An 11,722-nucleotide genomic window follows, 5' to 3' on the forward strand; every position below is an offset into this window, starting at 1 on the left:
AACGTTTAGAACAAAATCCCCGAACACTTGTTTCGGGGATTTTTTGATTTAGCTTTTATCGCCTAGGCGGTAACTGCCGTTGGAGAGAAACTGAACCACTTGATTTCGTTTTTTACCAACTAGTAAGGCACCATCGTCCATAAATAGGAAACACTTCCAAGTGCGCTTGAACACGCCCCAACGAGTTTCCAGCACGGTACGCTGATCGACACAGTAATACACTAGCGTGTTATCGTCCCAATCGAGGTGAGCTATTAATTCTTCCGGTAATTGGGTCTGGTCGCTATCCCAAACACTCTCCCAGTCGCCACTCTCTCCCCAAGTTTCCACCGCAAACGCCCAGTCGCCTTTCTTAAAAAAGTCCGGGTGGTCCACTTGAGTGCTTACCGCTTGCTTCCACAACTGCGCAGCTCGAGGCTCGGTCATAGGACGAATCGCCTCGGCATCGTTATCGCTGACCGGCAAGTCTTCGCGACGAAACATCCAGGCGTTTTTGAATTCGGTTAGCGCAATATACGGGCTCATGATCTGGCCTCTGGGTTTTTACGTTTGGCCTGAACCTGAGCCGCGTGAGCCGCCCCTTGCTGCATTTGCGCCAGTGCTTGTTCGATAACCTCTAGACCCGCACCTGGCTTATGGGCGTTCTCACTTAGGTGTCGACGCCATGCACGACCACCCGCTTGGCCTTGGAACAAGCCAATCATGTGGCGGGTGATGTGATTTAGGCGACCACCGTTAGCTAGGTGGCGCTCTATATACGGCAGCATGGCTTCCACCACATCTTCGCGGCTCATTGATGCTTGCTGCTCACCAAATAGCTCTTGGTCCACTTGAGCCACCATGTATGGGTTTTGGTAAGCCTCACGCCCCACCATCACACCATCCACGTGCGCCAGATGGGCTTTGGCTTGCTCAAAGTCGGTAATGCCGCCATTGATGCTAATGGTTAGCTCGGGAAAATCGCGTTTAAGCTGATACACCCGAGGGTAGTCCAGTGGCGGTATTTCGCGATTTTCTTTGGGGCTGAGGCCTTGCAACCAAGCTTTGCGTGCGTGCACGGTAAATAGATTCACACCTGCTTCAGACACTGTGCCAATAAAGTCGGTTAAGAACTGATAAGAGTCTTGGTCATCGATGCCAATGCGGCTTTTTACGGTTACCGGAATATCTACCACATCCGCCATGGCTTTCATGCAATCCGCCACCAACTGGGGCTCACCCATTAAGCAGGCACCAAAGCGACCGTTTTGAACCCGATCAGACGGGCAACCGACGTTAAGGTTTATCTCATCATAGCCACGCTGCTGGGCTAACACAGCGCACTCGGCCAGCGCTTTCGGGTCTGAGCCGCCGAGCTGCAAAGCCACCGGGTGCTCTTCTTCGTTGAAGCCCAAGTAATCGCCCTTGCCAAATAGAATGGCACCGGTTGTCACCATTTCCGTGTACAACAGAGTGTGCTTGGACATGGCGCGAGCCATGTAGCGGTAATGACGGTCGGTCCAATCCAGCATTGGAGCGATGGAGAATCTGTGGTTGTGCGCGCTAGACAAGAAAAGTGGTTCCACTGGCAAAAATTTGGGCTAAGTATACCACTCAAGCACCAGAATGTTTGTGGGCAATTTACCCCACACCTTAGGCTATAGCTTATTTGGGATTTGTTTTACTTTTTCCATGAACAAGCGCATCGCTCGATCTGGGCGCCGGCCGCTATTGTGGAGCAATTCACTCCACCACTGCTCTTGTCGAGCATCATCTACCTCAAAACTGCGCAGTTTGTGGTACTGCGAATGTCGCTCCACTAAAAAAGTGGGAACTCGTGCCCAGCCGAGACCGGCTATCGACATTTCTATCATTTCATTGGCGTTGTTGGAAACTAACACTCGGTGACTTTCACGGTGGACCTCTTCCAGGCCGGCGTTCAACATGAAGCTGTGTAAAATCTGCGGGATACTTCGCAAAGTCATGGCACTCATCGAAGCACCTTCGTCAAACACCTCTCGACTGACGACATTGCTGATGGCAAAGCTAAAACCTCGCGAATAGGCAAATTCATTGTTGCCTTGGAAATTGGTTGGAATTAAACCCACATCGGCTTTTCCCGAGCGCAGCCATGCATACACCTGGTCCACATCGCCATTGAGCACTGTCAGTGTAATACCCGGGAACTCCTCTAATACCGCTTGATAACAAGCGACCACTTCAGGGCAGCGTAAGCAGGTCTCTATGGCCAGCGTGAATTTGGTGGGGTGGTCTTGATGTAAGCTGTCGGCTTTCGCCTGAAAAAAATCGGACTCACGCAGCACTGGTTTGGCGTGCTCATACAAGTCCTGCCCTTCTTCGGTGAGCTGAATGCCACGTCCGCTGCGCTCGAACAAATCCACCCCCAAGTCGATTTCGAGGTTGGCCACCTGCTCGCTCACGGTAGAAGAGTGCTTGCCTATGGTTAGGCCTGCGGCGCGAAAGCTGCCCCCTTCTACGGTAGCCACAAAAGCCCGTAACTGATCCAAGGTGTAAGCCATAAATCTCCTTCAAATACTGACTAAAAGCATCAAAGGGGAAACCCCTCACTCAGCAATTAAACTTTCGGATATTTCCCATACATAATAGCCACCATCAACGAATCAGCAAGGCCTTTATTAGAGAGATAAGGCGTTGCACCTGAAATCCTAATGAGGTGAATCATGAAAAAATCAGTAATCGCTTTAGCCGCTGCCGCCGCCCTTAGTGCTGGTGTTGCCACTGTCGCCAACGCCTGTACCACTTTGGTTTACAACAACGGCGATGCCGCTATCTCAGTTCGCACTATGGACTGGTACGGTCACGATGACGCCCAAATCGTTGGTGAAGGCAAAGGCATGAAGCACACCTACGCTCAAGGCAGCAACGCGGTGACCACCAAGGCTAAATACGCTTCGATGAAAATTGTTAGCTTCTTGCCAGGTATCGTGGCTGAAGCCATGAACGAAGAAGGTCTAGAAGCCCACTTGCTGTATTTGGGAACTGATTACACCTCGTTCGCTGAGCCGACTGAAGCTAAGCAAGACGTAGATGCTCTGCAAGTGGCTCAATGGGCGGTTGATAACTTCAAGACCGTTGAAGAAGTAGTCGCCAACCTAGAGAAAGTTGACGTGGTCAACAGCGGCGTTTGTGGTTTACCTCCCCACAACGACATGGCGCATTGTTCTGAAACTGCACCAGTTCACTTCCAGTTTGCCGATCGCAATGGCGACACTGCCGTAGTTGAGTTTGTTGGTGGTGAAATGAAGATTTACCGCGGCGAAGGCACGGCTTACATGTCGAACGACCCAGAGTTTAGCGCTCACCTGATCATGGACAAAGAGTTCACAAAGGCTGACGGTTCTATTCGCCCTTACGACCGTCGCTTGCGCGGTAAAACCATTGTCGAAGACATGTACGCTCGTGACGTGAAAGACGCCACTGCCGCTAAAAACTCAATGAAAGCTGCTGCGAACAACGTGTTTGCTGGCTACGACCAGCTAGACAAGAACGTTGGCGATGTATTCCCAACTCTGTGGACTGTGCACACTGACCGCAACGCTGGCGAGTGGGTATTTGACCGTTACGACACTTGGAATGTAGAAACCTATAACTTCAGCATGTTTGACACCAACAAACCGGAGCGTCAACCAATGGGAATCCACCCTACCAAGGTTATGTACCAAGGTAAGTAATCAAGGTAACTAGGATTTACTCGGTCGAATATGGATGAGCGGAGCTGTTGATTGCTTTGCCCCGCTCACCTTTACTTGACGACACGGTCTGGCAACAGAGTTTGACGACACCAAGGACGATAAACAAGGGAATGACGGCCAAGGCAACTTGGCCAATTGATAGAGGAGCCTGAGGCTCCTCTTTTTTATGGCCTTTGAGCCCGCAATGAGTCAAGGCTCAGTTGAGTCAACAACAACCAAGCACGAATGACTTCTGGTAACTCTTGTTCTCGATGAAAGCTCTCACAAGCGGCAAAATACTTATCGACCCAAATAGCCACGTGCTCGCGATAAAACGCCTGAAGCACATCAAGACGCTGCTGCTGAGCCAAGCTCGCCATTACCATTAGCTGAATGCCTAAATGGTCCACTGGCTCTCGCTCACCGGTATCCACTTCAATGCCAAAGCGAGTTAGAAACGCTTCCATGTTTGAGGTCGACTCGCTGTTGAGCAATCCCTCGTGGTCTAAATACACCGACGCCCACAAAGGGACCGGCAGACTTTGCTCAACGCCAAAAAACTCACGCCAGTCATGCTCACTCAGCGCATTCATTTCGCTCAAATCGGTCTTAAGCTGAGGCAGTGACTCAGACCAAGCACTGCTGTCTATCCAGTATTGCGGCCACTCGGGCTCGGCAAAAAACTCAGCGACCGCGGCATAAGCTTGTGTATTGGGTCCAAAGCGATACGGGATTGCCAGAGTATTCAGTGATTGAGCCAATAAGGTGTTGGGCAATGACATTCTTACGCTACTCCTTCATATCTAATTCGGTTGCGCTCTCGCACACACCGCAAAGCTGGGCATTGGCATCCAATGCGTTAAAGCTGCGACGACAATTTTGGCACTGGCATTCATGTATCGTTAGCACTTGAATCTGATTTTGGCGCTTGTAGTCACGAGGGCTCAGTTCAAGCGCTGCTTCAGGACAAGCTGCGGTGCAGTGATGACAACCAATGCACTTGTCACTGTCGATTTGAAACTTTTGATCCTGAGTCGTGATCGCTTGGCTATCACACACATTGACGCACGCCATGCAAGCATTGCACTGCTCACTATCAAGCGCAATCGAAAAGCCCTTGGCATAGATGGCGCTGGGAGCACTAGTGCTAAAGGCTTGCTTGGCTCGACTGCCAGCATCGTTGGCACTTCTCAACCAACGCCGCTTGGCGAGATCTACTCGCGCTTGTTGGCGCACGCTCAAGGCATTCAAGGTGCCATCCTTGCGCTGATTGAGCTGGTGAACCAGAGCGGTCGCTCTTGCGACTAACGCCTCATCTTGGCTAGTGACCCAAATGCCGGCGAGCTTTTTGCTGCGACACCAATAGGCCAGTTCGTCGATGCCAATAAACTCGTGAGCGTTGAGTAGCAACCAAGGCCCATCGAATCGACGTTGGGCGGGCTTCACGCCATCAATAGCATCACTTTTGCACACACTGGCGCACACACCACAGTTGATGCAGCGCTCTGGATTGACCGCAGCGTCGCTGATCGCGGCGGTTGGGCAGGCCATCTCGCAAGCACGACATTCAACCGAGCGAAAACGAGTGTTAGCGCATCGCTCAAGGTTGAGCTTAGCCACATTCGTTTCAGCGGTCTCGGTTGCCATCAAGCTTGCGAATAAACCTACCATCAGCGCTTAGCCTTTCACCAGTTGGGCGTGCTCAGGCTTTTTGAGCGCACCGCGATTGGGCTTAATCACCAGATTCGGACGTGTCATTTTGGCAGTTGGCAGCCCATTGACTTCGGCCAGCTCGCCGTATTTCTTACGCAGTTGCGAAATCGGCCCAAACTCGATGGCGTGCAGTGGACAGGACTTCACACAAACCGGTTGCTGCCCTTGGGCTAAGCGGTCGATACAAAAATCGCATTTATCCGCTTTGCCGGTTTTCGGGTTCATCTGCGGCGCTTTGTAAGGACAAGATTTCGCACAGTTACCGCAACCAATGCAGGTATCGGTGTTGATGCGCACAATCCCATCGCCCTCGCGTTTGTGGATGGCGTCGGTAGGACAGCGGCGCATGCACATAGGCTTGTCGCAGTGGTTACAAGCGATGGATACTGTGTAGGCAAATACGCTGTTTGTGAAACCGCCTGCTTCGGTCATTTCAAAACCGCCACCGGCTTTCTCGTAAACTCGGCGAAAACGCTGGCCCACATCCAATTGCTTGTTGTCCTGACAAGAGACTTGGCAGGCCTTACAGCCAGAGCAAATCGACGAGTCGATATAGAAACCTAGCTGCTCATCGCTCACCGCATCGTATTCGACAAACGGGATAGCCTCGCCTGCGGCAAAAGTTGATTGTTGGCTCATGCGACACTTACCTCCACTAGCATAGTCTTGTTGGCATTCCCCTTACCGATGGGCGACTGTAGGTCGCTCGACAGGGTATTGGCACAACCGCCTTTATCCACACCGTTTTTATCCAGCTGACGCCAAGCACCGTTGGCCAGGCCTACGGTCCCAGGAATGATTCTTGGGGTTACCTTAGCCGGGATTTCAATCACGCCACGGCCGTTAATCACACGCACACTTTGGTCGTCTTTAATGCCTCGCGCTTGCGCATCGATAGGATTAATCCAAAGCTCTTGGCGCTTCACTTCTTGCATCCAAGGGTTGTTGTACATGGTGGAATTGGCGCGGTTGGCCGGCTTCCAAGTAATCAACTGGAGTGGATACTCCTTGCTCAAGGACTTATCGGCAAAGCTCTCAGGCGACGGTTGGTAGTGTGACAACGCTGGGATCGCTGGGTCTTGCATGTCGTACAAGGCCTTAGAGAAAATCTCGATCTTGCCGCTTTCGGTTAAGAAAGGCTGATTGTCGTGATCGTCAATGTTGGGCTGATAGGCCACCGTTTTCACACCACTTTTAAACAAGTGAGTGCGTTTTTTCAGCATGCCATCCCAGTTGGGTAGATTCTCATCGGGATAGGTCTCTTGCATCATGGTCCAGCATTTTTTAACCCAACCGTGCTCATCCAAACCTTCACCAAACTGCTTTTCAACGCCAAGCTTGCGCGCCACATCGAGCAGCCAGTCGTAGTCTGAACGACGCTCAAACTCAGGCTTCAACAAAGGCTCAGACACGCGCACATAGTCGCCAAAGCCCCAGGCAAAACCAAAGTTCCAACGCTCAGCGAATGAGGTTTCCGGAAGCAAAATATCCGCGTATTTGGCACTTGGGGTCATGTACAAATCACTGACCACAATCAGCTCGCACTTAGACTCGTCTTCGAGAATTTTGGCGGCTTTATTGATATTTTGGTTTTGGTTCACCAAGTAGTTTGAACCTAGGCACATCACCATTTTCACCGGCGCGTCGAGCTTCTCTGCCCCTTGCAAGCCGTTATGCGGCCCAACTGACTGATAGTCGGCAATCGCCTGGTTCAGTTGGGTAAAGGAAATCTCGTGACCTACTGGGTTTTCAAAGTTGTCAGGGTGTACCGGGAAGCGCAGGTAGGCAGGCGCGTTCCAAGCACCGGCCGAGCCGCCGCTAACGCCAACATTACCTGTGATAACAGGTAACCAAGCAGTTGAGCGAGTCATGTGTTCACCACGGTAATGGCGCGAAGGGCCCCAGCCCATCAATAAAGCTGCAGGCTTAGCCTTGGCGTACTCGCGGGCCAAACGGCGAATGGTGGCAGCAGGCACGCCAGTGATAGGCTCGGCCCACTCAGGGGTTTTCTTTACGCCACCCTTATCGCCGTTGAGGTAGGCCAACATCGACTCGCCTTTAGGAACGCCGTCTGGCAATGACGCCTCGCTCACTCCCACACTGTACTTGTCGATAAAGCTCTGGTTTTGCAGACCTTCCTCAAAAATCACATAGGCCATCGCTTCAACCAGAGCGCTGTCGGAGGTTGGCTTGAGGGGGATCCACTCATCGGCATAGGCCGCCACCGAATCGCTAAAGCGCGGGTCGATGACTATGATACGCTTGCCCGCACGCTTGAGCTCTTGGAAAAAGTGATTGGAGTTGCCAAACACGGTTTCAGCGGGATTGTGACCCCACAAAATGATCAGTTCTGAGTCGCGCAGTGTCTCTAGCGAGCTGCCCGCCAGCGGGTTTTCACCATAGGTGAAAATGGTACCTATCATGGCGTTTACCGTTGACGGGTTACCGTGGGCATGCAAAAAACCACCGGTTAAATTGAACAAACGCTTGGCAAACTCAACGCCATTAAGCGCACCGGTTACTGCACCTGTGCCTTCGATGATGTGGCGACTGCTAGGACCGTATTGTTCGGCTAGACGCTTGCTCTCACTGGCGATGATGCTGGTCGCTTCGTCCCAGCTAATGCGCTCAAACTTGCCTTCACCACGCTTGCCTACGCGCTTCATTGGGTATTTCAAGCGGTCGGGATGATTGACAAAACGGCGGTAGCCGCGACCGCGCACACAGGCACGCATCAGTGGCATATCATCGTCTACCGCTTCATCGTTAATGGTGCTGATACGCACCAGTTGGTTGCCGCGCACGTGGGCGCGAATATCGCATTTGCCACCACAGTCAAAAGTGCTGCAGGTATGCACTATTCGCTCGTCTTGCGCTAACGGGATTTGACCATCCGCCTTCGGCGCAGCTTTCACTTGTTGCGCGCTGATAAAGGGAATGCTCGCCGCGAGCGTTCCGCTAGCTTTCATAAACTGTCGACGGGATGCATCTTTAGGTTGTTCAATGCTCATAAAAGACCTCGTGGTTGGCCTGTTTAAACTCAAGTAAGAAAACGCTGCTGGTGCGCAAACCCGAGCTATCACAAAATTTGAGCAAACTATATCAGCTTCCGTTAAACTAGGTTTTCCTAAAAATAATCATTTACAGTCAGCGAATAGACTGTGCTTAATTTTGAAATAGGTGTGTAATATGCAGAGGCCTTTGGGGTTAGTTCGCAGTAAAGGGCTATATCGAATCACTCGGGTATACTCCGAACTCGGCGGCGACGCCCAGGCACTTTTAAAGCGACATTCGCTAACGGAACAGGAACTTAGAGAGCCCGCCTTCCAAATGCGCTTCGACCAATACGATGCGTTTATCGACGACCTGCTAGACAGCTGCCCGCAAGGCGAGCTGGTAACCAAATTTACCCAGCATTACCACTTAAGCGACGAGGGTGCCTTGGGATGTGCAATCATGTACTGTCGCGATCTTCACCAGATGTTGAGCACCATGGCGAGCTACATGTCGGTGACTGGGCCAACCATAGGCCGCTTTACCACTGGCGCCAGTTGCCATTTTGAAATGGTGGTAACCGACGCTCGCGCTCAAAGTAATGTGATTGAATTCGAAGTACTGGTCGTCACCTGTGTACTGCATAATTTCGCTAATGTGCGTTGGGGGCGAGATATGCCATGGTTTAGCCGAATCGAGCTGAGTTTTGATGAGCCCGAACGCGCCAAACACTATCAAGAGCACTTTCAGTGCCCAATCCACTACGGGCAAAGCGCCAATCGATTTGTGTTTAATAGCCAGCTACTGCATCTGGCATTTATGGGACACAATTATGAGTTGTACAGTGTGGCAGAGCAGCAATGTCGTCGACAGCTCGAAGCGATTAGCGAACTCACAGACACCAAACGCGAAGTGGTGAGACTGTTATCCACCACCAGTGGTGCCCTGCCGAGCTTTGAAAGGATCGCCAGTCTGTTCAACTTAAGCCCATCGACCTTGCGTCGTCGACTGCAAGCCGAAGGCGTCAATTACAAGCAATTGCTGCGAAAATATCGCATTGAACGCGCCGCTGACCTACTGCTGCACACCGAACTTAACGTGCAGCAAATCAGCGATATGGTGGGTTATCAAAACCCCACCAATTTCACTCGCGCGTTTAAATTAGAGCTCGGCGTGCTGCCCAAAGTGTATCGACAGCAGCATACTAGTTAGCCCAAAAAGCAGTTATCCCAGTCTTTCCAAACCGGCTGATAACCACCGACTTGCAAAGCTTTGGCAATCGCTTGGGGGTGGCGCTCATCAGAGATAGAGAACTGCTCTAGTGCCTGCTCGGTGGCATCCGAGTAACCGCCGGGCTGAGTGCGCGAATAGGCGCTCATGCTGGTTACGCCAAGCGGGTACACAGCATCGCGAAACGCTGCCGATTCACGAGTCGACAGGCTCAGCTCCACATCCGGGTTTAACAGGCGATAGGCGCAGATTAGCTGCACTAACTGCTTATCCGTCATAACGGTTTTTGGCTGAAAGCTGCCCTCACAGGGGCGCAATCGCGGGAAGGAAATAGAGAACTTACTTTGCCAGTAGTGCTTTTCCAGATAACTCAGGTGCGCTGCCACATGCCAGCAATCCACGCGCCAGTCATCTAATCCGATTAAGGCACCAATGCCAATCTTGCGTACGCCAGCGGCACCGACGCGCTCAGGCGTTGATAGGCGATAATCAAAGTCGCTTTTTGAGCCTTTTAAATGCACCTCGGCATAACGTCGACGGTTGTAGGTTTCTTGGTACACCAACAAGGCGTCTAATCCCATTTCAATCAGCTCAGCGTAGTCTTGCTGACTCATGGGCTGCACTTCCATGGAGATGTGGGAGAACTTGGCTTTCACTCGCGGTAGCGCCTCGCGAAAGTACTCCATCCCCACTTTGCGGTCTGACTCGCCGGTCACCAGCAAAATGTGCTCAAAGCCTAGGCTTTTAAGCGCATCAAGCTCGGCGTCTAACTGCTCCATGGTCAGTGTGGTGCGACGGATTTTATGCTCCATGGAAAAGCCGCAATAACTGCACACGTTGGAGCACAAATTCGACAGATACAAGGGCACATACAGCTGCATGGTCTTGCCAAAGCGCTGCAGTGTCAGGCGTTGACTCAGTTGCGCCATGGCTTCGACATGACGCTCGGCCGCTGGGGATATCAGAGCTTTAAAGTCTTCCAGATCGCGCTTGGGCTTGGCCAGCGCACGACGAACATCCGCATCGGTTTTACTGTTAATTTGTAGCGACAACGCGCTCCAATCCAGCCCTCGTATTTGCTCGGCAAATCTCATTCTTCATAACCCATGGCTTAGTCCAAAAATCCGGTCAGTGGTGAGGTCGCCGAGGCTTGGTTGCTCACCGCGCCAAGCCCCGCCAGATAAGCTGCACGACCGGCATCCACCGCCATCGCAAAAGCTTTTGCCATGGCCACTGGGTCTTGCGCTACCGCAATCGCGGTATTCACCAGTACCGCATCGGCACCGAGCTCCATCGCCAGTGAGGCGTCACTGGGTGCACCAATACCTGCGTCCACCACCACTGGCACATTCGACTGTTCAACGATAATGCGAATAAACTCTTGGGTTAATAGCCCCTGGTTAGAGCCAATTGGCGCACCTAGAGGCATTACCGCCGCACAGCCTACCTCTTCTAGACGCTTGGCCAATACAGGGTCAGCGTGCATATACGGCAGCACGATAAAGCCTTCTTCTACCAGCGCTTCGGCGGCTTTTAGAGTCTCGATGGGGTCCGGCATTAAATAGCGAGGGTCGGGGTGAATTTCCAGCTTGAGCCAGCGAGTACCTAGCGCTTCGCGAGCTAAGCGCGCGGCAAAAATGGCCTCTTCGGCGTCTCGAGCGCCTGAAGTGTTGGGCAGCAACTTAGCCCCCATATCCAGTAGAGGCTTCACTATGTCATCGGTTTGGTTAGCCAGGTCCACGCGCTTCATCGCCATGGTTACTAGCTGGCTTCCCGAGGCCTTAAGCGAGTCTTGCATCAGTTGGCCGTTGGCGAATTTGCCTGTGCCTGTGAACAGGCGAGAATCAAACTGAGTATCAGCAATCGTAAGCACGCTTAACCTCCGGCAATGGCGTGAAAAACTTGGATATTGGCATTGGGCTCAATTGCCTGTTGCCACTGGCTCTTTGGCACAATTTGTTGGTTCACTGAGACAGCTAGCTGCTCTAACGGGCGCTCAAGCAGCGCCAGTGCTTGGGCTAAAGTCGAGCCTTCGGCTACTTGGTGTTGCTGGCCGTTTAAGGTGATGGTTAGAGTCGGAGTTGTCATGTTAG

At 52.1% G+C, this 11,722-nt stretch carries 12 protein-coding genes; 2 read left to right on the plus strand and 10 right to left on the minus strand.

Features of this window, described 5'->3' with window-relative positions; genetic code table 11:
• Positions 1-48: 48 nt before the first annotated feature.
• The 3 genes from CLC93_RS09230 to CLC93_RS09240 all read right to left on the minus strand — a co-directional run bounded on the left by CLC93_RS09230 (position 49) and on the right by CLC93_RS09240 (position 2,519).
• Positions 49-525: a DUF2947 domain-containing protein gene (locus CLC93_RS09230; protein ID WP_095505673.1), complete on the minus strand. Its 477-nt coding sequence runs from the start codon at positions 523-525 to the stop codon at positions 49-51.
• Entirely contained in the window at positions 522-1,550 is a 1,029-nt protein-coding gene (gene dusA / locus CLC93_RS09235; RefSeq protein WP_169902932.1) for a tRNA dihydrouridine(20/20a) synthase DusA, read from the minus strand. Before dusA ends, CLC93_RS09230 begins: the two co-directional genes overlap by 4 nt.
• Before the next feature lie 87 nt (positions 1,551-1,637).
• Positions 1,638-2,519: a LysR family transcriptional regulator gene (locus CLC93_RS09240; RefSeq protein WP_095505675.1), complete on the minus strand. Its 882-nt coding sequence runs from the start codon at positions 2,517-2,519 to the stop codon at positions 1,638-1,640.
• 162 nt (positions 2,520-2,681) lie between these two features.
• On the opposite strand from CLC93_RS09240, the gene CLC93_RS09245 reads away from it, so the two are divergent.
• A complete protein-coding gene (locus CLC93_RS09245; RefSeq protein ID WP_169902934.1) occupies positions 2,682-3,692 on the plus strand; it encodes a linear amide C-N hydrolase in 1,011 nt (336 codons plus the stop codon).
• A gap of 185 nt (positions 3,693-3,877) precedes the next feature.
• Here the strand turns inward: CLC93_RS09245 and CLC93_RS09250 are convergent, their stop codons facing one another.
• Genes CLC93_RS09250 through CLC93_RS09265 form a run of 4 tightly spaced genes read right to left on the minus strand, consistent with a single transcriptional unit; the run spans position 3,878 to position 8,416 of the window.
• A complete protein-coding gene (locus CLC93_RS09250) occupies positions 3,878-4,474 on the minus strand; it encodes a TorD/DmsD family molecular chaperone (protein ID WP_095505676.1) in 597 nt (198 codons plus the stop codon).
• A gap of 7 nt (positions 4,475-4,481) precedes the next feature.
• On the minus strand, positions 4,482-5,363 hold the full coding sequence (locus CLC93_RS09255; RefSeq protein ID WP_095505677.1) for a 4Fe-4S binding protein: 882 nt from the start codon (positions 5,361-5,363) through the stop codon (positions 4,482-4,484).
• Positions 5,364-5,369: 6 nt separating this feature from the next.
• Complete coding sequence (locus CLC93_RS09260; protein ID WP_095505678.1) at positions 5,370-6,044, minus strand: DMSO/selenate family reductase complex B subunit; 675 nt, start codon at positions 6,042-6,044, stop codon at positions 5,370-5,372.
• Positions 6,041-8,416 (minus strand): DMSO/selenate family reductase complex A subunit, encoded by a 2,376-nt coding sequence (locus CLC93_RS09265; RefSeq protein WP_095505679.1) that lies wholly within the window; start codon positions 8,414-8,416, stop codon positions 6,041-6,043. The genes CLC93_RS09260 and CLC93_RS09265 overlap by 4 nt, the downstream gene beginning before the upstream one ends.
• Before the next feature lie 178 nt (positions 8,417-8,594).
• On the opposite strand from CLC93_RS09265, the gene CLC93_RS09270 reads away from it, so the two are divergent.
• Positions 8,595-9,611 (plus strand): helix-turn-helix transcriptional regulator, encoded by a 1,017-nt coding sequence (locus CLC93_RS09270; protein ID WP_095505680.1) that lies wholly within the window; start codon positions 8,595-8,597, stop codon positions 9,609-9,611.
• On the opposite strand, the gene thiH is transcribed toward CLC93_RS09270, so the two are convergent.
• From thiH to thiS, 3 genes are read right to left on the minus strand one after another with little or no spacing between them, the layout of a single operon-like run.
• Positions 9,608-10,723 (minus strand): 2-iminoacetate synthase ThiH, encoded by a 1,116-nt coding sequence (gene thiH / locus CLC93_RS09275; protein WP_095505681.1) that lies wholly within the window; start codon positions 10,721-10,723, stop codon positions 9,608-9,610. The two genes, CLC93_RS09270 and thiH, sit on opposite strands and share 4 nt — an antisense overlap.
• Before the next feature lie 17 nt (positions 10,724-10,740).
• Positions 10,741-11,502: a thiazole synthase gene (locus CLC93_RS09280; protein WP_095505682.1), complete on the minus strand. Its 762-nt coding sequence runs from the start codon at positions 11,500-11,502 to the stop codon at positions 10,741-10,743.
• A gap of 2 nt (positions 11,503-11,504) precedes the next feature.
• Positions 11,505-11,717 carry a sulfur carrier protein ThiS gene (gene thiS / locus CLC93_RS09285; protein ID WP_095505683.1) on the minus strand — a complete coding sequence of 71 codons (213 nt, stop codon included), beginning with the start codon at positions 11,715-11,717 and terminating at the stop codon, positions 11,505-11,507.
• Between the last annotated feature and the right edge of the window lie 5 nt (positions 11,718-11,722).

Origin of the sequence: Paraferrimonas sedimenticola (assembly GCF_002282855.1) — a bacterium.
In the GTDB taxonomy this organism is placed as follows: Bacteria; Pseudomonadota; Gammaproteobacteria; order Enterobacterales; family Shewanellaceae; genus Paraferrimonas; species Paraferrimonas sedimenticola.

What these genes read in the sequence shown, in the direction of transcription:
- CLC93_RS09250 (WP_095505676.1), bottom strand. Translation starts at nt 4,474, where the DNA reads ATGTCATTGCCCAACACCTTATTGGCTCAATCACTGAATACTCTGGCA.
- thiH (WP_095505681.1), bottom strand. Translation starts at nt 10,723, where the DNA reads ATGAGATTTGCCGAGCAAATACGAGGGCTGGATTGGAGCGCGTTGTCG.
- thiS (WP_095505683.1), bottom strand. Translation starts at nt 11,717, where the DNA reads ATGACAACTCCGACTCTAACCATCACCTTAAACGGCCAGCAACACCAA.
- CLC93_RS09245 (WP_169902934.1), top strand. Translation starts at nt 2,682, where the DNA reads ATGAAAAAATCAGTAATCGCTTTAGCCGCTGCCGCCGCCCTTAGTGCT.
- CLC93_RS09260 (WP_095505678.1), bottom strand. Translation starts at nt 6,044, where the DNA reads ATGAGCCAACAATCAACTTTTGCCGCAGGCGAGGCTATCCCGTTTGTC.
- CLC93_RS09240 (WP_095505675.1), bottom strand. Translation starts at nt 2,519, where the DNA reads ATGGCTTACACCTTGGATCAGTTACGGGCTTTTGTGGCTACCGTAGAA.
- CLC93_RS09265 (WP_095505679.1), bottom strand. Translation starts at nt 8,416, where the DNA reads ATGAGCATTGAACAACCTAAAGATGCATCCCGTCGACAGTTTATGAAA.
- CLC93_RS09230 (WP_095505673.1), bottom strand. Translation starts at nt 525, where the DNA reads ATGAGCCCGTATATTGCGCTAACCGAATTCAAAAACGCCTGGATGTTT.
- CLC93_RS09270 (WP_095505680.1), top strand. Translation starts at nt 8,595, where the DNA reads ATGCAGAGGCCTTTGGGGTTAGTTCGCAGTAAAGGGCTATATCGAATC.
- CLC93_RS09255 (WP_095505677.1), bottom strand. Translation starts at nt 5,363, where the DNA reads ATGGTAGGTTTATTCGCAAGCTTGATGGCAACCGAGACCGCTGAAACG.